This window comes from Burkholderia diffusa (genome assembly GCF_001718315.1).
GTDB classification, from domain to species: Bacteria; Pseudomonadota; Gammaproteobacteria; order Burkholderiales; family Burkholderiaceae; genus Burkholderia; species Burkholderia diffusa_B.
This window is the reverse complement of the sequence record NZ_CP013364.1, coordinates 665923-692074: the sequence shown is the minus strand read 5'-3', so window position 1 is coordinate 692074 and position 26152 is coordinate 665923. Positions and strand designations below refer to the sequence as shown.

Annotated in this window: 24 protein-coding genes; 16 read left to right on the top strand and 8 right to left on the bottom strand. The window is 66.4% G+C overall.

The genetic code is table 11. The features are described from left to right. The first annotated feature begins 98 nt into the window (after nucleotides 1-98). From WI26_RS29725 to WI26_RS29715, 3 genes are all read left to right on the top strand, one after another. Nucleotides 99-428, top strand: a complete 330-nt coding sequence (locus tag WI26_RS29725) for an H-NS family nucleoid-associated regulatory protein (protein ID WP_059509241.1) — start codon at nucleotides 99-101, stop codon at nucleotides 426-428. A gap of 269 nt (nucleotides 429-697) precedes the next feature. After that, nucleotides 698-1945 carry an MFS transporter gene (locus WI26_RS29720; protein ID WP_059509240.1) on the top strand — a complete coding sequence of 416 codons (1248 nt, stop codon included), beginning with the start codon at nucleotides 698-700 and terminating at the stop codon, nucleotides 1943-1945. 78 nt (nucleotides 1946-2023) lie between these two features. Then, a complete protein-coding gene (locus WI26_RS29715; RefSeq protein WP_069228208.1) occupies nucleotides 2024-2590 on the top strand; it encodes a DNA-binding protein in 567 nt (188 codons plus the stop codon). A gap of 18 nt (nucleotides 2591-2608) precedes the next feature. On the opposite strand, the gene WI26_RS29710 is transcribed toward WI26_RS29715, so the two are convergent. Together WI26_RS29710 and WI26_RS29705 are read right to left on the bottom strand one after the other, a co-directional pair. Beyond that, nucleotides 2609-3526 (bottom strand): NAD(P)-dependent oxidoreductase, encoded by a 918-nt coding sequence (locus WI26_RS29710; protein WP_069228207.1) that lies wholly within the window; start codon nucleotides 3524-3526, stop codon nucleotides 2609-2611. Between the two features lie 158 nt (nucleotides 3527-3684). Continuing rightward, nucleotides 3685-4944: a LysR family transcriptional regulator gene (locus WI26_RS29705; protein ID WP_069228206.1), complete on the bottom strand. Its 1260-nt coding sequence runs from the start codon at nucleotides 4942-4944 to the stop codon at nucleotides 3685-3687. A 473-nt stretch (nucleotides 4945-5417) separates the two neighbouring features. Here WI26_RS29705 and WI26_RS29700 point away from each other — a divergent pair, with 473 nt between their 5' ends. The 8 genes from WI26_RS29700 (at nucleotide 5418) to WI26_RS29665 (ending at nucleotide 14614) form a co-directional block, all read left to right on the top strand. After that, nucleotides 5418-5960: a hypothetical protein gene (locus tag WI26_RS29700; RefSeq protein WP_155623993.1), complete on the top strand. Its 543-nt coding sequence runs from the start codon at nucleotides 5418-5420 to the stop codon at nucleotides 5958-5960. A gap of 74 nt (nucleotides 5961-6034) precedes the next feature. Continuing rightward, complete coding sequence (locus WI26_RS29695; protein ID WP_069228205.1) at nucleotides 6035-7339, top strand: gallate dioxygenase; 1305 nt, start codon at nucleotides 6035-6037, stop codon at nucleotides 7337-7339. Nucleotides 7340-7463: 124 nt separating this feature from the next. Next, the gene (locus WI26_RS29690; RefSeq protein WP_069228370.1) at nucleotides 7464-8813 is read left to right on the top strand and encodes an MFS transporter; all 1350 of its coding nucleotides are present in this window, start codon (nucleotides 7464-7466) and stop codon (nucleotides 8811-8813) included. Nucleotides 8814-8886: 73 nt separating this feature from the next. Next, nucleotides 8887-9912 (top strand): amidohydrolase family protein, encoded by a 1026-nt coding sequence (locus tag WI26_RS29685; protein ID WP_069228204.1) that lies wholly within the window; start codon nucleotides 8887-8889, stop codon nucleotides 9910-9912. A 2-nt stretch (nucleotides 9913-9914) separates the two neighbouring features. Next, nucleotides 9915-10598: a 4-carboxy-4-hydroxy-2-oxoadipate aldolase/oxaloacetate decarboxylase gene (gene ligK / locus WI26_RS29680; protein ID WP_069228203.1), complete on the top strand. Its 684-nt coding sequence runs from the start codon at nucleotides 9915-9917 to the stop codon at nucleotides 10596-10598. Between the two features lie 14 nt (nucleotides 10599-10612). Continuing rightward, a complete protein-coding gene (locus WI26_RS29675; RefSeq protein WP_069228369.1) occupies nucleotides 10613-11320 on the top strand; it encodes a substrate-binding domain-containing protein in 708 nt (235 codons plus the stop codon). Nucleotides 11321-11517: 197 nt separating this feature from the next. Further along, nucleotides 11518-13326: a tannase/feruloyl esterase family alpha/beta hydrolase gene (locus tag WI26_RS29670; RefSeq protein WP_155768853.1), complete on the top strand. Its 1809-nt coding sequence runs from the start codon at nucleotides 11518-11520 to the stop codon at nucleotides 13324-13326. 70 nt (nucleotides 13327-13396) lie between these two features. Continuing rightward, the gene (locus WI26_RS29665) at nucleotides 13397-14614 is read left to right on the top strand and encodes a porin (protein ID WP_069228201.1); all 1218 of its coding nucleotides are present in this window, start codon (nucleotides 13397-13399) and stop codon (nucleotides 14612-14614) included. Nucleotides 14615-14788: 174 nt separating this feature from the next. On the opposite strand, the gene WI26_RS29660 is transcribed toward WI26_RS29665, so the two are convergent. From WI26_RS29660 to WI26_RS33285, 4 genes are all read right to left on the bottom strand, one after another. Beyond that, complete coding sequence (locus WI26_RS29660) at nucleotides 14789-15907, bottom strand: polyamine ABC transporter substrate-binding protein (protein ID WP_059540293.1); 1119 nt, start codon at nucleotides 15905-15907, stop codon at nucleotides 14789-14791. 233 nt (nucleotides 15908-16140) lie between these two features. After that, nucleotides 16141-16362: a hypothetical protein gene (locus WI26_RS29655; protein ID WP_081053219.1), complete on the bottom strand. Its 222-nt coding sequence runs from the start codon at nucleotides 16360-16362 to the stop codon at nucleotides 16141-16143. Nucleotides 16363-16759: 397 nt separating this feature from the next. Then, a complete protein-coding gene (locus tag WI26_RS29650) occupies nucleotides 16760-17452 on the bottom strand; it encodes a pentapeptide repeat-containing protein (RefSeq protein ID WP_069228200.1) in 693 nt (230 codons plus the stop codon). Between the two features lie 92 nt (nucleotides 17453-17544). Continuing rightward, a complete protein-coding gene (locus WI26_RS33285; protein ID WP_006750603.1) occupies nucleotides 17545-17679 on the bottom strand; it encodes a hypothetical protein in 135 nt (44 codons plus the stop codon). Nucleotides 17680-18078: 399 nt separating this feature from the next. Between WI26_RS33285 and WI26_RS29640 the strand changes: the two genes are divergently transcribed. The 3 genes from WI26_RS29640 (at nucleotide 18079) to ampC (ending at nucleotide 20784) form a co-directional block, all read left to right on the top strand. Then, nucleotides 18079-18513, top strand: a complete 435-nt coding sequence (locus tag WI26_RS29640; protein ID WP_069228198.1) for a hypothetical protein — start codon at nucleotides 18079-18081, stop codon at nucleotides 18511-18513. A 105-nt stretch (nucleotides 18514-18618) separates the two neighbouring features. After that, nucleotides 18619-19431, top strand: coding sequence for an alpha/beta fold hydrolase (locus tag WI26_RS29635; RefSeq protein ID WP_069228197.1), 813 nt, complete (start codon nucleotides 18619-18621; stop codon nucleotides 19429-19431). Between the two features lie 183 nt (nucleotides 19432-19614). Beyond that, complete coding sequence (gene ampC, locus WI26_RS29630) at nucleotides 19615-20784, top strand: class C beta-lactamase (RefSeq protein ID WP_069228196.1); 1170 nt, start codon at nucleotides 19615-19617, stop codon at nucleotides 20782-20784. Between the two features lie 174 nt (nucleotides 20785-20958). Here the strand turns inward: ampC and shc are convergent, their stop codons facing one another. After that, nucleotides 20959-23013 (bottom strand): squalene--hopene cyclase, encoded by a 2055-nt coding sequence (gene shc / locus WI26_RS29625; protein WP_069228195.1) that lies wholly within the window; start codon nucleotides 23011-23013, stop codon nucleotides 20959-20961. 52 nt (nucleotides 23014-23065) lie between these two features. Here shc and WI26_RS29620 point away from each other — a divergent pair, with 52 nt between their 5' ends. Both WI26_RS29620 and WI26_RS29615 read left to right on the top strand, forming a co-directional pair. Continuing rightward, nucleotides 23066-23764 (top strand): TetR/AcrR family transcriptional regulator, encoded by a 699-nt coding sequence (locus tag WI26_RS29620; RefSeq protein ID WP_069228194.1) that lies wholly within the window; start codon nucleotides 23066-23068, stop codon nucleotides 23762-23764. 454 nt (nucleotides 23765-24218) lie between these two features. Next, on the top strand, nucleotides 24219-24473 hold the full coding sequence (locus WI26_RS29615; protein WP_059540300.1) for a hypothetical protein: 255 nt from the start codon (nucleotides 24219-24221) through the stop codon (nucleotides 24471-24473). 179 nt (nucleotides 24474-24652) lie between these two features. On the opposite strand, the gene WI26_RS29610 is transcribed toward WI26_RS29615, so the two are convergent. Continuing rightward, the gene (locus WI26_RS29610; RefSeq protein ID WP_059509223.1) at nucleotides 24653-25594 is read right to left on the bottom strand and encodes a dihydrodipicolinate synthase family protein; all 942 of its coding nucleotides are present in this window, start codon (nucleotides 25592-25594) and stop codon (nucleotides 24653-24655) included. Nucleotides 25595-26152 lie beyond the last annotated feature (558 nt).

The following is a 26152-nucleotide window of genomic DNA, read 5'->3' as shown; positions in this document are numbered from 1 at the left end:
AACGATTCACATGTCGCAACACAGATTGGCGGAACTTCATGATAGGTTCGGCCATCGGAGGTTTTTTGAATAAAAACATGCCCAAAGAGGATGAATACATGACCCAGGCCCTGCAGGAACTCGAAGCACAACTTCGGGACCTGAATATCAAGCTGTCGGAAGCCAAGCAGAAGGAGAAGCAAGCCGCACTCGCGGCGTTCAAGGAGCAGGTCGAGCTGTTGGGCATCTCGCAGCAGGAAGTGCTGAGCGCCCTCGGCTACATCGTCCAGCGAAAACGCAAGGCGCCTGCCAAGTACTACGATCCGACGACCGGCCGCTCGTGGTCGGGCCGTGGCCCGCGACCCAAATGGCTCGAAGGCAAGGATCTCGATACGCTGCTCGTCGACCGCGGAGCCAAGACCTGGTGGCCCGGCGACGATCAGGGCTGAGGCTGCACCGCATCGGCACCGCTCCGGTGTCGTTCGATCCGCGCCGGCGGTGACGCCGGCCTCGCAATACCCGCTTCATCGCGTCCTTTCGGTGTCCCGCCTGATTGCGGGATCGCCGGCTTCCGCATCTTTCAAATTCATTACCTGCGCCGCCTGCTTCCATTCCCGGAAGCGGGCAGCGCGGCGCTTTCCGCGTGCGCGCGTCCGCCGGCCCGTCATGCGCGGGTCCAGGCTTTAGAATGTCGCCCGGACATTTCCGGCAGGACACCATGGCAGCAAACATGAAATCTTCGGCGCTCGGCGATCCGGCGGCGCCGCGCGGCGAGCAGGTCGGGGCGTACGCATGGAAGGCGCTGGCCGGCTCGGCGATCGGCTACGCAATGGACGGCTTCGATCTGCTCATCCTCGGCTTCATGCTGCCGGCGATCACGGCGGCATTGCAGCTGACGCCCGGGCAGGGCGGCGCGCTCGTCACGTGGACACTGATCGGCGCCGTCGCGGGCGGCATTCTGTTCGGTGCCCTGAGCGACCGTTACGGCCGCGTGCGCGTGCTGACCTGGACGATCATGCTGTTTGCGGTCTTCACCGGCCTGTGCGCGTTTGCGCAGGGCTTCCGGGATCTGCTCGTGTATCGGACCATCGCGGGCGTGGGCCTCGGCGGCGAATTCGGAATCGGCATGGCGCTCGCGGCCGAAGCGTGGCCGGCGAGCAAGCGGGCGCGCGTGTCGTGCTACGTCGCGCTCGGCTGGCAGGCCGGCGTGCTGCTGGCCGCGCTGCTGACGCCGCTGCTGCTGCTCCATATCGGCTGGCGCGGGATGTTCGTGGTCGGCGTGCTGCCCGCGCTGCTCGCGTGGGTGCTGCGCAACCGGCTGCACGAGCCGGAAGTCTTCGTGCAGCGCGCGGCGCAGCCGCAGGCCAACGCGTTCCGGATGCTCGCCGCCGATGCTCGCACCGCGCGTACGAGTCTCGGCATCGTGATCCTGTGCTCGGTCCAGAACTTCGGCTACTACGGGATCATGATCTGGCTGCCGACCTTCCTGTCGAAGCAGATGGGCTTCTCGCTGACGAAGTCGGGGCTGTGGACGGCGGCGACTGTCGTCGGGATGATGATCGGCGTCTGGACGTTCGGGCAGCTCGCCGATCGCATCGGCCGCAAGCCGACGTTCCTGCTGTACCAGCTCGGTTCGGTCGTGACGGTCATCGCGTATGCGCGCCTGTCGGACCCGACGACGATGCTGTGGGCCGGCGCGTTGATGGGGATGTTCGTCAACGGGATGGTCGGCGGCTACGGCACACTGATGTCCGAAGGCTATCCGACCGCAGCGCGCGCGACCGCCCAGAACGTGCTGTGGAACATCGGCCGCGCGGTCGGCGGTTTCGGGCCGGTGGCCGTAGGCGCGCTCGCCGCGCACTACTCGTTCCAGACGGCGATCGCGCTGCTCGCCGGACTCTACGTGCTCGACATGGTCGCGACGCTGTTCCTGATCCCGGAACTCAAGGGCGTCGAACTCGAATGACGATGCGCGGCGTGGCGCCGGGTATCGCGACTCGGCGCCACGTCGCGGTTCAATTCGAATTCATCACCGGAATTCAAGATGCAACTCAACAACCGAACGATCGGCGTGATGGGCTCGGGCAAGGAGCCATGGCTCGCGTTTTCCGAGCCGCTCGGCGCATGGCTCGCGCAGGCAGGCTTCAACCTGCTGACGGGCGGCGGCCAGGGCGTGATGCTGGCGGTCGCGCGTGCGTTCGCCGGCGTGCCGGGACGGGCCGGCCGGTCGATCGGCATCGTGCCGACGCGGGCCGATCCGCACGCGGGCTTCGTGCCGCTCGACGGCTATCCGCATCCGTTCGTCGAGATACCGATCCTCACGCCGCTGCCGCGCCGCGAACCGGGCGCCGATCCGCACACCATCAACCGCAACTACGTGAACGTGCTGAGCAGCGACCTGATCGTCGCGCTGCCCGGCGGGCACGGAACGGCCGAGGAGATCGCGCTCGCGCGGCGCTGGCGCAAGCCGCTCATCTGCCTCGGGCCGGACGGCGCGTTTCGGGAACTTGCCGCGGGCGCGACCTGCACTTCGTCGCTCGACGACGTGATACGGTTCATCGACGCAGCGTTCGCGGCGGCGTTGCCGCACGTGGAGCGGGCGCAGCGATAGGGCGGTCGCGATCGCGCGTCAGTCGCCGGAGGCCGGTGCCGACGGCAACCGGTCATCGAGCCGGTCGAGTACCTGCTGCCAGTCGAACGGCAGCAGCGCGTGGTAGTCGAGCCCGCGGGCGGCCATCCTGTCGATGAATCCATCCTGCACGCGTGCGCATGCGTCGCTCATCTCCGGCGCGACGCCGCCTTCTCGCAACGTGTCGCACACTTCGCGCATCTCCGCCGCGCGCCGGCGGCCATGCTCGGCGACGCGGCCGATCAGGTAGCCGGGCAGGTCGGGCAACGTCGCGAACGTGTCGAAGGTCTGCCGCAGCGACGCGAGCACGAGTGCGTCGGCGCCGTATGCGCGTGCGGCGCCAAGGCATTCCACAGTCAGCGCCTCGATCCCCTTGATCATCACGCTGCGGCACATCTTGGCCGCCGACGCCACGCCGACGCGGGTCGATACGGCCTGCGCATCGAAGCCGAGCGCGTTCAGCTCGAGCGAGACCGCTTCGGCCGCCGGGCCGGCCAGCAGCATCGGCACGGCCAGGCCGTGCGGCGGTACGGGCGCCATCACCGCCGCTTCGACGTAGCGGCCGCCGGCGGCTTCGATCAGCCGCTGGCCATGCTGCTTCAGCGCGGGCGATACCGAGTTGATGTCGACGAAGGTCTGTCCGGGGCGGATGTGCGTGGCGACCGCCGCCGCGACTTCCGCGTCGGACGATGCCGTGACGGCCGACACGATCCAGCGCGCGTCGCGGATCGCGGCGACGAGCGAAGACGCGGCTTCGACGTGCAGGCGCGCGGCCTTGTCGCGCATCGCGGGCGCCGACCGTGCATCGTCGAGTTGCCGGTCGTACATCGTCACGCGCACGGCGCGGGCGGCCAGCGCGCCGCCGAGCAGGCCACCGGCTTCGCCGAAACCAATGAAGGAAATTGCCGGGTCGATCATGCGTGTCGCTCCTCGGATGTGTGATGCGCGGGCGGTATCGCAATGCCTTATGGCGGCTACGCGCATCGGTCGCACACGGCGCCGTGTATTGATTGCATTGTGGGGCAACGGATGCGACCGGTGCGATGCGAATCGGGCGCAGGCGCCATGCGCTTTACTTATCGCGCGACGGCCGCAGCGGCGGTGTGCGGTGTACGCGCGACCTCGGTCGCGACGATGCGTATCGCGTCGATCAACGCGCGCGCGGCCGGCGACGGTGGGCTGCCGGTGCGCGTCATCAGTCCGATGTCGCGGGTCGTTTCGCGCATCGGCACGTCGAAGACGGCCAGCAGCCCGGCGTCGCATTCGTAGCGCAGTTGCTGCGCGGACAGCACCGCGAGCATGTCGCTATGCAGCAGCAGGCCGCGAATCACTGCGAGGTCGGCACTCTCGACGGTCGGCATCGGCGGCTTGAGCTTCATGCGCCGGAACAGCGATTCGAACAGGCCGCGCGCGGGCGAATGGCTGCGCGGCAGGATCCATTGCGCGCCGGCGAGGCTCGCGAGCCGGAGGTCGCGCGCGCCAGCGAGCGGGTGATCGTGCCGCGCGAGCACGACGAGGTTCTCGGACATCAACCGCTCGTTCTCGAGGTCGCTCGCCGGATCGCTCGCGCGCAACGCACCGAGGATGAAGTCGATGTCGCCCGCGCGCACGCCGGCGACGAGCGCCTCGTATGCGCTTTCGTCGGTGATCACGCGCACCTTGGGAAATCGCGTGACGACACGCGCCACCGCTTCGGGCAGGATCAGCGTGCGGCCGAGCGGCAGCGCACCGACGGTCACGATACCCTGGATGCTGCCGTGCAGCGCGGCGACGTCGTCGGCGACGTGCCGCAATTCGTTCAGCGCGCGCCGCACATGAAGCAGAAACGCCTCGCCGTCGGTCGTGAGCAGCAGGCCGCGCGGATGACGATGGAACAGCGCGAAACCCGCGCCGTTTTCGAGAATCCGGATCGCGCTGCTGACGGCCGGCTGCGTGACGCCGAGCGCGCGCGCGGCGCTGGGCATGTGCCGATGCCGCGCAAGCGTCGAGAACAGCTGGAGCCGCCGCGTGTTGAGCAGATACGCGGGCAGGCCGCCTTCGGCCGATGCGCGGCGGCGCGACTGGCGCAGCGCACACCAGCTCGCGAGCGCGCCGAGTTCGGCGAACACGCGCTCACCGCGTTTCAGCACCGCGCGCCCGACCGGCGTCGCGAGCATGCCCGATGGCTTGCGATCGAACAGCGATTCGCCGAGGGACGTTTCGAGTTCCTGCACCGCGCGCGTGACCGCCGATTGCGCGCGAAACAGCGTGGCGGCGGCGCGGCTTACGCTGCCGGTTTCGGCAACGCGCTGCGCCGCATACAGGCAGGCGAGGTTCGGGAGTTCGGTGTTGTCCATGAGTCGGTCGGGCGGTGTGCGCCGCGGCGGCGATCGCGCATGACTTGCGTGCATCCGCGCGGGCCGCGCCAGCGGCGAAGCGGGTTGATCGACTTTACCGGAACGGCGGCGGCAGAGCTTGCGTCGTGCTTATCCAGATATCTGTTTTATTTATCGATCGTGAATCGACGGGCAACGGGTCCCGATCAGCGATCCAGCGCGTCTCCATCCGCGAGCGCCATGCCCGGCGGGCGTTCCAGACATCGGCGGCGCTGTTCGCATGCTGGCTGAAAGCGTGTTGGATATGCCGTTTCGCTGCAATTAAAGGGTTTACCCTGACTGTCTCGCACCACTGCCGAATGAGTAATTTCGGTTCCAGTGACTGCAAGCACGCGGTTGCCGGCGCATCGGGCCGCCATCTGATTCATTGTTCGTCCGATCACAAAGGGGGTTGCGCGAAGCGCGGCGCCCGCATTCACGAACGAGGCAGCGCAATGGGACAGCAGCACATCATCGGAGCACGCGGAACGGCGCAGGCAGCGCAGGACAGCACGACGTTTGCCGACACGGTACGCGCGGGGATTCGCGGCGGCCTCGCGGGGGCGGTGCTGATCTGGGTCTACGAGGCGCTCGTCTGGGTCGGCGCGCAGCACCTGATGCCGCTCGCCGGCATTCCGCGCAACGCGACGGGGCTCGTGTTCGGCAAGGCCGCACAGGATGCGCTGGGCATCGGCGCGTACTTCATCGGCACCGCGATCCACTTCGCGTTCGCATTGTCGTGGGGCATCGTGTTCGCAGCGATCTGGCCGTGGTTTCGCCGGCGCGGCTTCGAGGCGACGTTCGTCGCGCTGTTCTTCGCGATCGTCGCGTGGATCGTGATGCACGCGCTGATCATGATCGCGTCGAGCAATCACCCGAACTATTTCGACCCGAACGTGATCATCGGCGGGTTCATGTCGCATTTCGTCTTCGCCGTGCCGCTCGCGCTGGTCGTCAAGCGCTGTCTCGCGCCGCAGCCGTACGGCCGCGCCTCGTAAGCGTACGCGCACGCATTCATCAGGGGCGGACCGCGAGGCCGGACCGCATTCGAGCATCACGAAGGAGCATTGGCATGGCACGGATCATCGGAGGCATCGCGGCCTCCCACACTCCCACGATCGGGTTCGCGTTCGACAAGAACAAGCACGACGATCCCGTCTGGGCGCCGATCTTCGAGAACTTCGCGCCGCTGAGCGCGTGGCTCGCCGAAAAACGACCCGACGTGCTGCTGTTCATCTACAACGATCACGTGACGTCGTTCTTCTTCGATCACTATTCGGCGTTCGCGCTCGGCGTCGGGCCGCAGTGGCATCCGGCGGACGAAGGCGGTGGCGCGCGAGACCTGCCGCCGATCGCCGGTCACCCGATGCTGGCCGCGCATATCGGCCAGTCGCTGATGGCCGACGAGTTCGACATGTCGTTCTTCCAGAACAAGCCGCTCGACCACGGCTGTTTCTCGCCGCTGTCGGTGCTGTGCCCGCATCGTCCCGACTGGCCGGTGCAGCTCGTGCCGCTGCAAATGGGCGTGCTGCAGTTGCCGGTGCCGTCCGCGCGCCGCTTCTATCGGCTCGGGCAGGCACTGAGGCGCGCCATCGAGAGCTATCCGGAGGACCTGCGCGTTGCGATCGTCGCGACCGGCGGACTGTCGCATCAGGTGCACGGCGAGCGTTCCGGTTTCAACAACCCCGAATGGGATGCGCGCTTTCTCGATCTGCTTCAGGACGACCCGGAGCGCCTGGCCGGGATGCCGCTCGGCGAATATGCGACGCTCGGCGGCTTCGAAGGCGCCGAGGTCGTGATGTGGCTCACGATGCGCGGTGCGTTGCCGGCCGGCGTCGTGTGCCGCCACCGCAGCTACTACCTGCCGTCGATGACGGGCATTGCAACGGCTGTCTACGAGCCGGCCGACACCGACGTTGATGAGGCGGCGGCCGAACGCCATCGACAACGGATGGCGGCGGAGCTCGCCGGCGTCGAGCAACTGCAGGGCACCTACCCGTTCACGATCGAGCGCGCGGTCCGCGCGTACCGGATCAACGACTATCTGCACAGGATGATCGAGCCCGCGCATCGCGCGCAGTTCCTGAGCGACCCCGACGCGAGTTTCGAAGCTGCGGGCCTCGACACGGCGGAGCGCGACCTGATCCGCCGACGCGACTGGCTCGGTCTGCTGCGCTACGGCGTGATCTTCTTCCTGCTGGAGAAGCTCGGTGCGGTGACGGGCGTATCGAACCTGCATATCTACGCGGCGATGCGCGGCGAATCGCTGGAGGCGTTCCAGCGCACGCGCAACGCGCCGGGTGCGCTGTATTCGGTGGCCGGCAAGAGCGCCGGGCCCCTGGGCTGGGACGACGCGGACAAGCCGCACAACTCCTGACGCATGACGAAGGCGCGCGGGATCACGGCGCCTTCGTGGCCGGAAGTTCGGCATCGCATCAGGCTATATAAATAGGATGACGAATCGATAAACCGATCGTCGACAAGGAGACAGGAGAGTCATGATGGACAGTGGACAGACAATCGACATCAAGGCATTCATCGACGAGAGGCCGGTGTCGCGCTACCAGTGGTTGCTGGTCGTGCTGTGCTGCCTCGTCGTGATCGCCGACGGGATGGACGTCGCGATCATGGGGTTCGTTGCGCCTTCGGTGATTCGCGACTGGGCGATCTCGCGGCCTGAATTCGGTCTCGTGATGAGCGCGGCGCCGATCGGTCTCGTGATCGGCGCGCTGCTGGCCGGCCCGAGCGCCGACCGGTTCGGGCGCAAGCGCGTGCTGATCGCGTCGGTGTTCCTGTTCGGCGTGTTCACGATCTTGACTGCGCACGCTCACTCGCCGTTCCAGATGGCGATGCTTCGGCTGCTGACCGGCATCGGTCTGGGCGCGGCGATGCCGAACACGACGACGTTGTTGTCGGAGTACGCACCGCAGCGGATGCGCGCGCTGATGATCACCGTGATGTTTACCGGCTTCAACCTCGGCTCGGCGCTGATCGGTTTCGTCGCCGGCTGGCTGATTCCGCTGCACGGCTGGCGCTCCGTGCTGCTGTTCGGCGGCGCGCTGCCGCTGCTGCTGATTCCGCTTCAGCTTTGGCTGCTGCCCGAATCGGCGCGGCTGCTGGCCGTGCGCGGCGCGCCGTCGCAACGCATCGGCGCGTTGCTGAACCGCGTGTGCGGCGGGCAATTCAGCGGCAACGAGACGTTCGTGTCGAACGAGCCGCCGCTGCCGACGCGCAAGCCGATCGGCGTACTGTTCTCGCAAGGCTATGGCCGCGTCACGCTGTCATTGTGGATCACCTACTTCATGGGCTTGCTGGTGATCTACCTGCTGACCGGCTGGCTGCCGACGCTGATCAAGGACGCGGGCCTGTCCGTCAGCACGGCCGCGAACGTGACCGCGATGTTCCAGATCGGTGGCACGATCGGCGCGATCGGCGTGGGCTGGCTGATGGACCGCGTGCGGCCGGCGCCGGTGATCGGCGCCGCATATCTCGGCGGCGGGCTGTGCGTGGCCGTGCTCGCGTGGGCTGGCGCGCTGTCGTCGTCGCTCGCGCTGCTGGTGTTCGCGGCCGGCTTCTGCATGAGCGGCGCGCAGACGGGGCTGAACGCGTATGCGCCGGGACGCTATCCGACCGTTGCGCGCGCAACCGGTGTGAGCTGGATGCTCGGGATGGGCCGCTTCGGCAGCATCTTCGGCTCGGCAATCGGCGGCGCGCTGCTCGGCTTCGGCTGGAAGTTCGACGCGATCCTGTCGATGCTCGCGGTGCCGGCCACGCTGGCCGCGATCGCGATCATGACGACGCAGCACACGGCCGCGCCCGAACCGCAGGAACTCGAAAACCCGGCGCACTGACCCACGTTGCGCACCGCCGTCCGGCGCGGTCGTCGGCAGGGTGCCGGACACATCATCAAACGCAGGAGCATCAATGATCATCGACATTCATGGTCACTACACCACCGCGCCGAAGGCGCTGGAAGCGTGGCGCAATCGCCAGGTCGCGGCGCTCGGCAGTCCGTCCGAGCAGCCGAAGGTCGCCGAGCTGAACATCGGCGACGACGAACTGCGCGAATCGATCGAGCACAACCAGCTGCGGCTGATGCGCGAGCGCGGCCTCGACCTGACGATTTTCAGCCCGCGCGCGAGCTTCATGGCCCATCACATTGGCGATTTCCAGGTATCGAGCACATGGGCAGCCGTGTGCAACGAGCTGTGCCATCGCGTGCATCGGCTCTTTCCCGATCATTTCGTGCCGGCCGCGATGCTGCCGCAGAGCCCGGGCGTCGATGTCGCGACGTGCATTCCGGAACTCGCGCGCTGCGTCGAGGAATACGGCAACGTCGCGGTCAACCTGAATCCCGACCCGTCCGGCGGTCGCTGGACGAGCCCGCCGCTGTCGGACCGCTACTGGTACCCGATCTACGAAAAGATGGTCGAGTACGACATTCCCGCGATGATTCACGTGAGCACGAGCTGTAACGCGTGCTTCCACACAACGGGCGCGCACTACCTGAATGCCGACACCACGGCCTTCATGCAGTGCCTGACCTCCGATCTGTTCCGTGATTTCCCGACGCTGCGCTTCGTGATTCCGCATGGCGGCGGCGCGGTGCCGTATCACTGGGGACGCTTTCGCGGGCTCGCGCAGGAGCTGAAGAAGCCGCTGCTGAAGGACCACCTGCTGAACAACGTGTTCTTCGACACATGCGTGTATCACCAGCCCGGCATCGATCTGCTGACCGGCGTGATTCCGGTCGACAACATCCTGTTCGCGAGCGAGATGATCGGCGCGGTGCGCGGCATCGATCCCGAGACGGGTCACTACTACGACGACACGAAGCGATACATCGAGGCGTCGTCGCTCGACGCCGACGCGCGGCACAAGATCTACGAAGGCAATGCCCGGCGCGTGTATCCGCGCCTGGATGCGCAACTGAAAGCGAAGGGGCTTTGATCATGACTGAACTCGGCGTGGTGTACCGCACCATCCATCGCGCGGACCAGGACGTCGCCGCACGGCTCGGCGCGCTCGGCTCGGCGACGGTGCACGAGGCGATGGGCCGCACGGGGCTGCTGAAGCCGTACATGCGGCCGATCTATCCGCGCGCCCATGCGTCCGGCACGGCGGTCACGGTGCTGCTGCACCCGGGCGACAACTGGATGATGCACGTTGCCGCCGAACAGATCCGGCCTGGCGACGTGGTCGTCGCGGCGATTACCGCGGATTGCACCGACGGCTATTTCGGCGACCTGCTCGCAACGAGCTTCAAGGCGCGCGGCGCGCACGCATTGATCATCGATGCCGGCGTGCGCGACGTCGCGGTGCTCGAGGCGATGCAGTTCCCGGTCTGGAGCAAGGCGATTTCGGCGAAAGGCACGATCAAGGCGACGCTCGGATCCGTGAACGTACCGGTCGTATGCGCGGGTTCGCTCGTCAACCCAGGCGACGTGATCGTCGCGGACGACGACGGCGTGGTCGTCGTGCCGGCCGCGCGTGCGGCGAACGTGCTCGAGAAGGCCGTCGCACGCGAGGCGAACGAAGCGGCGAAACGTGCGAAGCTCGCGTCCGGCGTGCTGGGTCTCGACATGTACGACATGCGCGAGCCGCTGCGTCAGGCTGGCCTGCGCTACATCGACTGATGCAGGCGGCGACGATGGTACAGGCGTCCGGCGCTGTGGCGACCGTCACGGGTATTTCGTCGATGGCCACGCGGCCGCTGCTGGCGAGGCTCGCTGCCCTTTACGAGCACGAAACGGGGGCGCGCGTGTCGATCACGTCGATCGGCGGCGTCGATGCCGCGCGGCGGGTGCGGAACGGCGAGCCGTTCGATTTCGTCGTGCTCGCGTCCGATGCGATCGAGCAGTTGGCGGCGGACGGACATGTCGATGCCGGCAGCCGCGTGAACGTTGCGCGCTCTGGCATCGCGGTCGCGGTGGCGAGCGGCGCGACGCGGCCGGAGATCGGCACCGAGGCTGCGTTGCGCGATGCGATCCTGAGGGCCGGCCGGATCGGTTACTCGACGGGGCCGAGCGGCATGCACCTGACTCGCCTGTTCGTGCGCTGGGGCATCGCCGACGCGATTGCGCCGCGTATCGTGCAGGCGCCGCCGGGCGTGCCGGTCGGCCAGTTGATCGCGGACGGCGACGTCGAGCTCGGCTTTCAGCAGTTGAGCGAGCTGATGCATGCGCCGGGCATCGATGTCGCCGGTGCGCTGCCGGATGAGGTTCAGGCGGTGACAGTGTTCGCTGCGGCAATATGCGGCACCGCGTCCGATCGCGCGGCCGCCGCCCGGTTCCTCGCGTATCTCGCGTCCCCGCAGGCCGATTGCGTCAAGAGTCAGTACGGGATGGCACCTGCATAACGCGGGACGGGCGAAGTCGATAAACGGATCAGATGGGATTCGGCCTTCTTCGCAACGGGGCAGGCCTTGAGCTTAGTTATGCTGATGATGCAATGACGGGCGCACCGCTTCGCCCGATGAATCGAAAGACCGACGCAACGTCGCCAAATCGTCCGTTCCGGGACGAGCGGCATATCGAACAAGGACAGGAGACAGGCATGCAGACGAACTGCAGGGCAGGGTGGATGGTGCGCGCATGGCATGGCGCGGCGCGCGTCAGGCGCGACGTGCTGACCAGGATGCTGGCGATCGGCGTCGTGTGGCTGTGCGCGGTGCTGACCGGCTGGCCAAACGCGGCAAATGCCGCGAGCACCGGCGGTCTTGCGAATCTTCCGGCGGTGATGCCCGCGATGTCGTGCCCGTCGGTCGCGGCACTCGACCTGAGCGGCGTGACCGACGGTACCGTTACGATCACGTCGGCGGTGCTGCTGCCGGCCGGCACGGTCGTCGGAAACAATACGCTGCCCGCGTCCGTCTGCGACGTGAAAGGCACGATCGGCCCGGGTGCGTCGCTGTTTGAATTGCAGTTGCCAACGCAAGGCTGGACGCAGCGCTATCTGCAGACAGGCTGCGGCGGTTTGTGCGGGAACCTGTCCGTCAATGCGCCGATGGCGTCGACCTGCGTGCCGGTGACGAACGGGACGATCGCGATGGCCGCGACCGACATGGGCCATGAAGGCGGCAACGACGGCTCGTGGGCGCTCGACCCGAAGGCGAAGCTCGACTTCGCGTACCGCGCCGAACACGCGACCGCGCAGGTGGCAAAGGCGATCATCGGCAAGTTCTATGCGCGGCCCGCGCGCTACGCGTACTTCGACGGCTGCTCGGACGGCGGCCGCGAGGCGCTGATGGAGGCGCAGCGCTTCCCCGACGACTTCGATGGCATTGCGGCCGGCGCCCCCGCCAACGATCTGATCGTGCAGAACACGTTCCATCATGCATGGCCGAACGCGGTCAACACCGACCCGAAGACGGGCAACGCGATCCTGCTCGCCGGCAAGCTGCCGATGTTGCACGCGGCCGTGCTGAAGGCATGCGACGGTCTGGACGGCGTGGTCGATGGCGTGATCGACAATCCGCGTGCGTGCCATTTCGATCCCGCAACGATCGTCTGTGCACAGGGGCAATCGAGCGCGACCTGCCTGACGCCGCAGGAAGCAGACGTGGTGCGCCGGATTCATGACGGCGCGACGGCGGCGAACGGCACGCGTCTCGAACCTTTCGTATCGCGCGAGTGGGGGTCGGAGCTGAACTGGACCTTGTTCGTCCCGGCGACCGCCACCGCGCAGAGCGGCACGATCAGCTTCGTGCTGCCGTTCCTCCGCTATCTCGACTACTACAACGCGTCGTACCCGTCGGCGGCGATCGGCGACCTGAAGTTCACGCTCGACGCATTCGCGAAGACGGTGCCGGTGTCGAACTACCTGGCCGCGACCGACCCGGACCTGAGCCGCTTCGCGGGCCGTGGCGGCAAGCTGCTGCTGTGGCACGGTCTGGAGGATCAGCACATCTCGCCGCGTTCGAGCATCGAATACTACGAGGCGATGAAGCGCTACATGGGCGATGCGAAGGTCGATCGCTTCGCGCGCTTCTATCTGTTCCCGGGTGTCGCGCACTGCGGCGGCGGACAGGGGCCGAACGTGTTCGACATCCTCTCGCCGCTGATGGCATGGACCGAGACGGACGCGACGCCAGGCAGGATCGTCGCGTCGATCGTCGACGCGAACGGCAACACGACGCGCACGCGCCCTGTGTTCCCGTATCCGGCCACCGCACGCTACACGGGTAGCGGCAGCACCGACGATGCGGCCAGTTTCGTCGCCGATACGCCGAATGCCGACCCGTACGTCGACCTGCACTGGGCTGGCGAATGGCTGTACTCGCCGGGGTACGAGGCGCAGTGCCAGATCCAGGGTTCGCAACTCGTTTGCAAGGGCGGTAACGGCTGGCGTGCATATCGTCCTTGATCCGACGACGGCAGGCCGCCACCACGACAACACATTAACCACTCAATGAGGCAAGGAAGGAGACTGATTGATGAACAAGCAGGCATTACGCGTGGCGCTGACGTTCGGTACCGCGATGGCGGCCGTCGCGCCGGCGTTCGCGCAGAGCAGCGTCACGCTGTACGGAATCGTCGACAACGGGATCGGCTACCAGAGCAATGCGACGACGCTCGGCTCGACGAGCGGTGGCAAGTCCGTCGTCAGGATGAACCAGGGTGTATGGGCCGGCAGCCGTTTCGGCCTCAAGGGCGCGGAAGACCTCGGTGGCGGCACGAAGGCGATCTTCACGCTCGAATCGGGTTTCAACTCGGGCACGGGGGCCACGCAGTACACCGATGCGATGTTTGGGCGGCAGGCGTGGGTCGGGCTGACGAACGCGACTTACGGTACGCTGACCGCGGGCCGGCAATACGCGTCGTATTACCAGACGATGTCGCCGTTCAGCCCGACCACGTGGATCACCGGCTACTACGGCGCGCACCCGGGCGACGTCGACGGGCTCGACACGATCTACCGCGCGAACAACACGCTCGAGTACACGTCGCCGAAATGGTACGGCCTGACGCTGAGCGGTTCGTATTCGCTCGGCGGCGTGGCCGGGAGCACGAACGCCGGTTCGACCTGGGCGACCGGCATCCAGTATGCGGCCGGTCCGCTCGGCGTCGGCATCGCGTTCGAGCGCGTGAACAGCTCGAACACGGCAGGCGGCACGTGGGGCGCGAGTTCGACGACGTCGAACGGCGGTTCACAGATCGGCGTGTCGGCGCTCACGAACGGTTACCAGACCGCGAAGGCGCAGCAGCGGTTCGCGGTGGGCCTCAGCTACCGGTTCAGTGACGCGTGGGATGCGACGGCCACCTATACCAACACCGAATACATCCCGGGCTCGGCATCGAAGTTCTTCAATACCGCGATCTTCAACACGGTCGGCGCGGTGCTGCACTGGAAGCCGTCGGCGGTGTGGGATTTCGGCGCGGGCTATGCGTACACGCGCGCGACCGAGGCGAACGGCATCACCGACAGCGCGCAGTATCACCAGTTCAACCTGTCGCAATACTACTCGCTGTCGAAGCGTACGGGGCTTTACCTGCTCGAAGCGTATCAGCATGCGAAGGGCAAAACGCTTGGCACGAGCGGCGCGGGCAGCATCGTCGACGCGACGGCGACATTGGGTGACGGCTTCAACTCCGCACCGTCGTCGACCGGCAATCAGTTCGCGTTCGGTGCGGGGATCATTCACCGGTTCTGAGTGGTGCAACATGCAGGCCGGGCGGCCATACGCCGGTGCGGCACGTATGGCCGCCGTCACCGGCGTTCAGAGCGGACGCGTGTTCGCCCGTGCACGGCGGTTGCGAGCGGCCCGGCAACGGTCCGCTCGGATAAGCCGCGCTCGTCGTTCCGTTGTCCGATCCGAGCCGCCACCTCAGCGTCCGGTTTTCAGTTGTGCCCACAACCGGTTCTGGAGCCTGCGAATCTCGGGCGGCATCGGCTTGAGCAGCGTCATCTTGCTCAGTACCTCGTCGGCCGGATAGACCGACGGATCGCGTGCGATCGCGGGTTTCACGAACTGGCGAGCGGCCTTGTTCGCGGTCGGGTAGAACACCGCGTTGGTGATCCCCGCGTTGACCTTCGGGTCCTGCAGGTAGTTGATCCACTTCAGCGCGGCGTCGCGGTTCGGTGCATCCTTCGGGATCACCATCATGTCGAACCACAGCAGCCCGCCTTCCTTCGGATTCGCGAAGCGAATCTCATAGGGACGCTTCGCTTCCGCCGCCCGGCGATGCGCGATGCCGACGTCACCGGAATAGCCGAACGACACGCACAGGTCGTTGTTCGCGAGATCGTTGATGTAACCCGACGAATTGAACTGCGTGATGTACGGGCGCACCTTCTTGAGCACTTCATATGCGGCGCGGTAATCGGCCGGATTCGTGCTGTTCGGGTCCTTGCCCATGTACTGCAGCGTCGCGGCGAACACGTCGACCGCCTGATCCAGGAACGAGACGCCGCAACTCTTCAGCTTCGCCATGTTGGCCGGGTCGAATACCAGCGCCCAGCTGTCGACTGGCGCCTTGTCGCCGAGCGCCTTCTTCACTGCCTGCACGTTGTAGCCGACGCCGTCGGTGCCGTACGCCCACGGCACGCCGTACTGGTTGCCGGGATCGGCGTCGGCGACCATCTTCATCAACAGCGGGTCGAGGTGCGACAGGTTCGGCAGCTTCGTCTTGTCCAGTGGCTGGTAGACGTTCGCCTGGATCTGCTTGGCCATGTAGTTCGACGTCGGCACGACGATGTCGTAGCCGGAGTTGCCCGACAGCAGCTTTGCCTGCAGCGTGTCGTCGCTGTCGTAGTTGTCGTAGCGCACGTGCAGGCCGGTCTGCTTCTGGAAATTCGGAATCGTGTCCGGCGCGATGTAGTCGGACCAGTTGTAGATGTTCAGTTCGCCGGCTGCCCGGGCGTGCATGGTGCCGAACGCGGCAATGCCCGCGACGGAGATCATGGCGGCGGTTGCGATGGCGCGGCGAAAGGTGCGGAGTGGCATGACGTGTTTTCCGTATCGGGGGACGCGGCGCTCGGCGGTTGGCGAGTCGTCGCGCCGGGTTTCAGGGGACGGACGTGTGGAACCGGACGGCGCTCGAAACGAGCGTCGACTGTGCATGACCATCGGGAGTTCATTTGGGCTGCGAAGCGAATCGCGCGGACACGAAGCGCGAACCAATCCTGTCGCGAGCCACGCGACACGATGCGCAGGTCGAACGGAATGGAGTGGACGCGCTAAGGCAGGAGCGACGCCACGTCGTCGGTGTGGATCGCGACGAACGCGCGTGCGGCGACGGCGTTGTGACGGCGGACGGAACGGCGGGACAGGATGGTATAGATCGACAGATGCAGGCGAGGACTCTGCCGGCGGTCACTGTCGTCGGCGGACGAGATCGCGACGCGCACGTTGCGCGCATCGCCTCGTCTCCACCGCACCAGCGGGCCACGGATTCTCACGATTACTCTCGACCGGGTTGTTGAAAGTATTGAACACCTGGCGACTCGCGGGCGCTTGTCGTTTCATGCTTCGATCGTCGCGGCTGCCAGGTGGTGGCATCGATGCGCTGAAGCAAAACGAAAGCATGCTGCAAAGCGAAATCACCGAAACATGGCGTTCTTGTGAATCATCAGGTAAATCGCTGTAAGGATGTCTCCGGATTTTCCCTAGTGATTCGAGTGCCGATGGGTTCAGTCGGCGAATGTGCGAGCATGGGCGTGCGCGGCCTGTGTCGGTCGGAATGTCGCTGACGTGATGAGAATATTCGACAGATTGCCGACGGCATGTGCGATACGCGCGGTACGCGACCGAAGTCGGGAATATCGGCCGCGACGCGAAGAAATGCGCACGCAGTCGTCAAGCGACCCGGATTCCCAGATTCTCGATCAGCGTCGCGGCTTGGTCATACGAGATGGTCGCGCCGCGCAGCACGCCCGACGCGAGCAGCTTCGGCGTGCCGCCGAGGTCCACGTCGCGCAGGTCGGCGCCATCGAACCGGACGTCGTTCAGATGCGCGTTGCGCAGGCTGCCGCCTTCGAACACGGCGTCGCGAAAGTCCGTGCCGGCGAGATCGGCGTCCGAGAAATCGAGCGCGACGAGTCGCGTCTTCCGGAACGAGAAACGGCGCAGGCTCGCGCCCACCAGCAGCGTGTTCGAGAACTCGATGCCGAGCGACTTGCATTCCTCGAAGTCGGCGCCGGTGAGCCGGCATTCGTCGAAGTGCGCGGAGCTGAGCTTGCTGCGGCGCCAGCTCGTGTTGTTGAGATCGCAGGACTGAAACTGCGCGTCCTCGAGATCGGCCGACGCGAAGCTCGCCTGGCGCGCACGGCAACGGATCCACGCGGTTTGCGCGAGCGTCGCGCCGACGAACGACGCTTCCGCGAGCGCGCATCGCTCGAATCGCAGGCCGCGCAAATCGAGCCGCGACAGGTCCGCGCCTTCGAGATCGCAGTCTTCGAGACGAATCGGCGCCGGCGAGCCTTCGACGAGAACCAGGAGCTCGGTGCGATCGAGCGTCCGGCCGGAGACGGAAACGCCGCAAGGTGCCATGGGGAATCCAGTGTGAGTTGAAAGGGGCGTGGCCGGTATCAGACGGGATCGGCCGAGTTGTGCTCGAATGTCGGCCGCACGGGCCGTCGTCGTTACGGACGCAGCAGGTCGAATCCGCCGAACACGACTACGCCGCTGAGCGCAATCATCGCGACCGAATGCTGGCCGAAATAGAGAATCGCGGCCGCGAGCCACGTGGTCAGGCAGAAGGCGCCGATGCGGGCCATCGTGAGTTCCTCGAAATGCGTGATGAAGGGCGTGCGTGCCGAAGTCGGCGCGTCGTCATGTCGATGCGGGCGCGGGCCGCGCACCGAAGGCGCCGGAGGGCATCGCGTATCGGGCCCGACAGGGCGGGCACCTGCGCGGGATCGCCCGCGAGGCCGTGCCGGAAGCGGCGGCTGTGCCGCAGCGGCAGGCCAGCGGGCGATTTTACCAGCGTCGACGGTCGGCTAATCTGGCCCCTTCGCGACCATCGACAGCGCGCGTACGGCAGCCGCGGCGCAGGCGCCGCTTCAAGACACTTTCGAGGGCAAGGTTAAAGTTTTATCTGACGAATGCCGTAAACCGGTTGCAAGGTAGCCCCTGTTCAACCTATCCGCGTTGCACACCCATTACGGACCGACACGATGCAGATCGATCTTTCTTTCGCCCCGCAGACTTCGCCGGCCACCGCCGGCAACGCGACTGCCGACGCTTCCGGCGCCGGTGCCGCATCGACGGCGGCGTCCACCGCGTCGTCGTCGGCGAGCGGTGCCACGCCGGCCGGCGGCGCGGGCCAGACGTTGGGCGCGTCGGGATCGTCGGCCGAGGATCCCGCGGTCAAGCAGCTCAAGCAACTCATCGAGCGTCTGCAGAAGCAGCTCGCGCAGTTGCAGCAGCAAATGGCGGCCGCCGCGCAGCGCGCAAAGAACGATCCGGCCGCGGCGATCGAGCAGCAGACGCTGAGCGCGGAAGCCAGCACGATCTCCGCCGCGCTGTCGACGGCGATCGCGCAGCTTGCGCAGGCGATCCAGAAGTCGGGCGGCTCGACGTCCGGCGGGCTGGTGTCGACGCAGGCCTGACGGCACGACGCCGCATCGTTGCGCGCCGCAGCGCGGACGCGTCGCCGCACGCTATCGCGCGCATTACAATTCGAAGCTCGTCTCCCTTGAAAGGACGGCAGAGCGATGAATGCGGAATTCGTTGACGATGATCTCGTCCGCTTCGACGCGCATGGCGGCACGCCGCTGCCGGCGGCCGACACCGAAGGATGGCTGGATCACGACGGCGCGCGCATCTGGCACGCGTCGTTCGGCCATGGCCCGCCAGTCGTGCTGCTGCACGGCGGTCTCGGCCATGGCGGCAACTGGGGCAACCAGGTGCCGGCGCTGCTCGCGGCGGGCTACCGCGCGATCGTCATCGACAGCCGTGGGCACGGCCGCAGCACGCGCGACGATCGCCCTTATTCCTACGAACGTATGGCCTGCGACGTGCTCGCGGTGCTCGATGCGCTGCGCATCGGGCGCGCACGCTTCGTCGGCTGGAGCGACGGCGCGTGCGTATCGCTCGTGCTGGCCGCCCGCGCGCCGGAGCGTGCGGCCGGCGTGTTCTTCTTCGCGTGCAACATGGATCCGGGCGGCACGAAGGAGATGGTGCCGAGCCCGCTGATCGACCGCTGCTTCGCGCGGCACCGCAAGGACTACGCGCGGCTGTCCGCGACGCCGGGCCAGTTCGATGCGTTCGTCGAGGCCGTCAGCGAAATGATGCGCACGCAACCGGATTACAGCGCCGCCGACCTGGCGGCGATCGGCGTGCCGGTCGCGATCGTGCAGGGCGAGTACGACGAGTTCATCCGCCCCGAGCATGCGGCGTATCTCGCACACACGATTCCGGGCGCGACGCTGACGATCCTGCCGGGCGTGAGCCACTTCGCGCCGTTGCAGCGGCCGGCGCGCTTCAACGCCGCGATGCTGGCGTTTCTTGACCGGTTGCCGGACTGACGTCCGCATGGCCGGTTCACGCGCCGCATAAGATTTTCTTTAGGCTCGCGCAAAATTTCATCGATTGTTCGCAATCAGCCGGCGGCGGATAGTCCTGCTTCGACAGGCCGGCTGCCGCACACTCGCGCGGTGCGGCCCGATCTGTTGTTCATGCAACCATCACAAATCGAAGGAACCGCACTCATGCGATTCAATGCGATCCGCATCGCCGCGACCCTGTTCGTCGCCGCGTGCGCCGCCGCCACGGCCGGTCGCGCGGCCGCCGCCACGCAGGACGAGATTCACGACGCAGTGACCCGCCACGTTGCGCCGCTGATGAAGCAGTTCGCCATTCCCGGCATGGCGATCGGCGTCGTTGCCGACGGCAAGCCCTATGTGTTCGACTACGGCGTGATGTCGATGCAAACCGGCGCGCCCGTGACCGGCGACACGCTATTCGAGATCGGCTCCGTCAGCAAGACGCTGACCGCGACGCTGGCGGCGGACGCACAGGAAGGCGGCGAGCTGTCGCTCACGGACCCGGCCGGAAAGTACCTGCCCGCGCTGCAGGGCAAGCCGTTCGGTGCCGTCACGCTGCTCAATCTGGGCACGCATACGCCCGGCGGAATGCCGCTGCAGGTGCCCAACAGCATCCGCGACGATGCGGACCTGATGCGTTATCTCGACGCATGGCGGCCCGCATACGCGCCGGGCACGCATCGCACGTATTCGAACGTTGCGATCGGGATGCTCGGTTTTCTCACCGCGAAGGCGATGCATGAAGACTTCGCGGTGCTGATGGAACGGCGGCTGTTTCCCGCGCTCGGGATGACGCATACCTACATCGACGTGCCCGTCGCCCGCCAGGCCGACTACGCGCAGGGTTATACGCAGGACGGCAAGCCGATCCGGATGACGGGCGGCATGCTCTGGCAGCCGGCGTACGGCGTCCGGACGACGGCAGCCGATCTGCTGCGCTTCGTGCAGGCGAACATGGGGCTCGTGGAAACGTCGCCGAGGCTGCAGCGCGCGCTCCAACGCACGCACACCGGCTATTTCCGGGCGGGCCCGTTCACGCAGGACCTGATCTGGGAGCAGTATCCGTATCCAGTCGCATTGCCGACGCTGCTCGCCGGGAATGCGCCACCGATGCTCTACAACGCGACGCCTGCGACTGAACTCGAGCCGCCGCTGGCGCCGCGCCCGGACACGTGGATCAACAAGACGGGGTCGACCAACGGTTTCAGCACCTATGTCGCGTTCGTTCCCGCGAAGCGAATCGCGATCGTGATGCTCGCGAACCGCAGCTTCCCGATCGAGGATCGCGTGAAGACCGCGTACCGGATCGTCGAGTCGCTGCACAGCAAGCCGTAATGTGCGTCGTGCCGGCCCGCGTGGAATTGCTGACGATCGGCGGGCAGTGTCGATGAGCGAGCCGCGCGACGAACGAGCGGGAAGGAAGACCGATTCAATCACGATCGCGGCGGACGTCATGACGCGTACCGGCGCGTTGCGGCCCGAGCGGGTGCTCGGGCACGCAGCACATGCTCAGGCGAGCGCGGCGTCCGATGTGCGGGAAGCGGGCTCGCAGGACCGGCTGGCGTCGCTGGCCAAAGACGCACCGGCCAGACGTCGATACCGCGCGAGCGCCCACAGCGGGAAGTACGCGGTATAGCCGTGATACTTCAGGTAGAAGATGCGCGGAAAGCCTGGCGCATTGTGCGACCGGTGCCACCAGAAGCCGTCTTCGTGCTGCACCGACTGCAGATACGCGATGCCGCGTTTCACCGAGTCGGATTCGCAGTCGCCGAACGCCATCTGCGCGAGCAGTGCCCACGCGGTGCAGTTCGACGTGCTCTCACCCGCATTGGTGCCGGCGAGCGCCGGGTCGATGTAGCTGTCGTTCGTTTCGCCCCAGCCGCCGTCCGCGTGCTGACGCGCGCGCAGCCAAGCGAGCGCGCGGGCGATGTACGGCTGCGACGGATCCTCGCCCGCGAGCGCGAGCCCGGCCAGTACGCTCCACGTGCCGTACAGGTAGTTCGTGCCCCAGCGGCCCCACCAGCTGCCGTCGGGTTGTTGCGTGCGTTTCACGTAGCCGATCGCGCGCGCGAGCGATGCGTGGTCGTCCGCGCGGTTCGTGACGCCGAAGCACAGCAGCACGCGACCCGACACGTCCTCGGTCGGCGGATCGAGCAACGCGCCGTGATCGGCGAACGGGATCGCGTTCAGGTACATGCGATCGCAGTCGGCGTCGAAGGCCGCGAAGCCGCCGTTGCGCGATTGCAGCCCGCGCATCCAGTCGAGCGCGCGTGCAACGCGCGCCGCATACGGATGCGAGCCGTCCGCGTTGCGATGCGTGCGCCCGCGGCGGTCCAGCATCGCGGTGACGACTGCGCTGTCGTCGATGTCGGGGTAGTACGGGTTCGCGTACTGGAACGCCCAGCCGCCCGGTTGCGTGTCGGCGGGCGCGTTCTCGATCCAGTCGCCGCGCAGGTCGTTCACCTGGCGCTCGGCGAGCCAGTCGTATGCGCGCGTGATGCGCGCGTCGAGTTCATTCAGCGCACTCGGCGATGTGCCGGCTTCCGGCCCAGCCACGCCGCGTGCCTGTTCGAGCGCCATCGTGCTCCATGCGGTGTCCCATACCGGCGACAGGCACGGCTGGCAGTAGACGCTGCCGTCGGGCCGCGTGACCAGCAGCTTCTCGAGCGCGTTCTCGCAGTCGCGGCGCAGCGGATGATCGTCAGGATAACCAAGCATGTCCATCATCTGGTAGCTGTACACGATCGGCGGAAAGATCCCGCCGAGGCCGTCCTCGCCATTCATGCGCTCCGCGCACCATGCTTCCGCATGCCGGATCGCGCGCTGCCGCAGGCGTTTCGGCAGCAGCGGCTCGACATGGCGCACCACGCGGTCGAGCGCGAGGAACGCGCGGCGCATCCCGCGCGCGGGCGGGAAGTACTGGCGTTCCTGATCGGGCGGCGTGACGAACAGTTCGGGAATCGCGATGTTGCGCGGATTGCGCGCACGCGCTTTCAGCGAGCACAGCACGAGCAGCGGCACCATCGTCGTGCGCGCCCAGTACGCGACCTTGTACATCGAGATCGGCACCCACTTCGGGAACAGCACGAATTCGATCGGCATGAACGGCGTCGCGCGCCACGGCACCTGGCCGAACGTCGCGAGCAGGATGCGCGTGAACACATTCGCGCGGGCCGCGCCACCGAGCTTCAGGATCGCGTCGCGCGCGCGGACCATGTGCGGCGCGTGCTCGCTGTCGCCGGCGGCCTTCAGCGCGAAGTACGCCTTCACGCTGCACGAAACGTCCGGCTCGCCGTCGACGTACAGATCCCACCCGCCGTGCGTGTCCAGCCGCTGGATCGCGCGCAGGTAGCGCGCCATCCGCGCCTGGCGCGCGTCGTCGATCTTGTCCATGAAATGCATCATCAGAATGTATTCCGCGGTGATCGTCGCGTCGGACTCCAGTTCGAAGCACCAACTGCCGTCAGGCTGCTGAAGACGCATCAGCGCGTCGCGTCCGCGGGCGATCGCGGTGTCGAGCGCGGACCAGTGGGAGGGGGCGGATTTATTCATGCGGCGGATCATACCATCCAGACGGAATGTTTATATCGAGACCGCGAGTGCTAACATCGCCCCCATGAAAAAACGCTCCGAATCCGCTTCGCGCGACACCGCCACGCCACCCGACGCTGCCGGGCCGGGTGGCGCACCGGAACCACACGAAGCAGCACCCCTCGCCGGTGTGCGGCGGAAAAAAGCGCCGGAACAGGTGCGCGCGCAACTGCTGGATGCCGCGTCCGAGATCGCGACACATCACGGCGTGGCCGCGTTGACGCTCGACGCGGTTGCCGAACGCGCGGGCGTGACGAAAGGCGCGCTGCAGTATCACTTCGCGAACAAGCAGGGCTTGCTCGATGCACTGTTCGAGCAGGCGACCGAGCGTTTCGCATCGCAGATGGCCGCGCATCGGGCGGCCGATGCGCATGGCAACGGCGCGGCGGCGCGCGCGTATCTGCATGCGGTGCTCGACACCGCGCAGCCGGCGGCGAGCACCGACGTGCTGCGCGTATTGGTTGCGTCGATGATCACCGAGCAGGAGACGCGCGCGCGCTGGTCGGTGCCGATGCGCGAGTGGACACGACCGGATCCGGTGCCGCTCGAGCAGGCGGCGACGCTGATGATCTGCCGGCTCGCGGCCGACGGGCTATGGATCTCCGAGTTACTCGACAGCGTGGAGATTTCGGCCGAGTTGCGCGCGGAGATTGTCCGGCAACTGGACCGGATGAGCGCGGGCGAGCCGCCGGCAGGCAAGGGCGTGCGCGGCCGAGGTTGCTGAATGGGTTCGGTTGCCGCACAGCGCGACGAGACGGGCGCTCATTCTCGCGGTCGTCCTTGCGACGATCGCCTTGATCTTGTCGCGAACGGTGTCGATCAGCACGCGTGAACGCGCGATAGATCTTTTCATTCCCTGGTTGCCGCACGCGCCGCATCGCGCGGATGCGGTGCGGCCGATTCCAGCAGGCATCCTCAATATTGGGGATGCCGTCGCAAGGGGAGCATCTGCGATCGTCGATGGAGAATCGGGGTGCGGATGCGACCGACGCGGACGTGAAGATTGCGCGGCAATGATCCGATGATATGAATGAAATCATTGCGTGGATCGATGGCGTTCTGACACAGGGCGCGGGTACCGTGACGGGAAGCGAGTACGACCGGTCCCGCGAAAAGGCCATGCGGCGACGCGGCAGTGACGACAGGCCAGGGCTGTGTTGCGCGGGAGTATCGATCAGATGCTGACGAGAGACTATGTGGAGCGCGAGCTCTCTCATATCGAGAGAATGGTTGCGCTGCTCGAAACCGATGCCGATCGCGGCGATGTGACGATGCCGTGTGCAATGCGCGTGAGCCGTCCGAGTTACTGGCGCGGGAGAATCGAAGCGCTGTTGGCGATCCCCGGCATGCCGCGTCACGTGACGGAACTCGGCAATGGCCTGCTCGCGAAGATCGACGGGATGGAGCCGCGGCCGACGACGGTGAAGCCCTGACCGCCCGACCTCGGCGCGGCGATGCCGAACGCTGTCACGCTGATGTCGGAATATGCGCCCGCATGCTGCTTCAGGACGGGCCATAGACGAGAAAAAAGCCACGGAGCGATCCGTGGCTTCCCCTTTCCATCACGCAGCCGTATCACGGCCGCGTACCGCACGGCATCGTGCGAGCGCGCTTACGCGATGCTCTTCGACCAGTTCGCGTACCAGTTGCGGAACAGCGTGTACTGCGCTTCCGCGTAATTGCGTTGGGCGTCACTCAGAGCGTCGGTTTCGTTGAAGTGCAGCGTGTATTCCTTGTCGCCGTTCAGCACCATCAGATACTTGTAGAACAGGACGAGATCGCAGCCTTCGTCGAACGAAGACAGCACGGCCAGCGCCGCTTCCAGCTCCTTCGCGCGCACGCGGGCGACTGCATCGCCTTGTGCGGCCTTCTTGCACAGGTCGACCAGTTGCAGCACTTCGCGCGGCAGCGCGTTGCCGATGCCGGTGATCGCGCCCGCCGCGCCGCAGTTCACGAAGCCGTGGAAGACTTGCGTGTCGACGCCGGCCATCAGCGTCACGCTGTCGTCCTGCGACGTGATGTTCTCGGCTGCGTAACGCATGTCGGCGGCGCCGCCGAATTCCTTGAAGCCGATCAGGTTCGGGTGCTGGCGGCGCAGTTCGAAGAACAGGTCGGCGCGGGTCGCGAAGCCGTAGTACGGGCTGTTGTAGATCACGGCCGGCAGGTTCGGCGCGGCGTTCAGGATCGCGGCGAAGTGCGCCTTTTGTGCGGCCGGCGATGCGCCGCGCGACAGCACGCGCGGGATCACCATCAGGCCGTGCGCGCCCACCTTCGCGGCATGTGCGGCGTGCGACACGGCTTCCTTCGAGTTCACCGCGCCGGTGCCGACGATCGTCGGGACGCCGGCTTCGACCAGGCGTGCGACGCCTTCCTGGCGCTGCGCTTCGGTCAGCAGCGGCCAATCACCCATCGAGCCGCAGTACACCACAGCGCGCATGCCGAGCGCCACCAGTTCCTTGCCCTTCTTCACCAGCGCGTCGAAATCCGGCTGACGGTCAGCGGTGCACGGCGTCATCAGGGCCGGAATGGTGCCGGTAAAAATGTTGTCGCTCATCTCGTTTCCTCACATTCAGATAGGGTCAACTGCCATCGCTGGCAACGTGGGCGGTACGCTCGCTCGCCATCTCGTCGGTGCTTCACGCGATCGGACGGCGGCTGGCCACCTCTTGTCTGCCTCGGTGCCGAAACGTTGCCTCCGGTTTCGCCCGAGAGTCAGCCAATCGACGAGTGCATTCTAGCCAGTTCGCATATTTTATACAATATAAAATAAAAAAGGGCGTGACGAAGGTCGTTGTTCCGGCACGTCGTGGCGGCCGGCGCACCGCTCTGCGATGGCCTCTGGCGACGATGGCGAACGATCCCGGCGAAGTCGGTGCGGTGCGTATCGCGGCTCCCTCCGATGGCCCGCGCAGCCGGACAAGCGTTGTGCAAACCGTTGCCGTCGCGTTTTCATCTGACCAAATCCCTTCCTCCGCTAGCGTTCGGGACGACCTGTGGCCGCATGCCGATGTGTCGCATTCTTACCGAAAGCATTTTTGAGATTGCGTAGATTGTGTATTGGATATTGTATAAAATCTTTCGGCGGGCTTACTCGCGAACCGGTCCGTCAAGG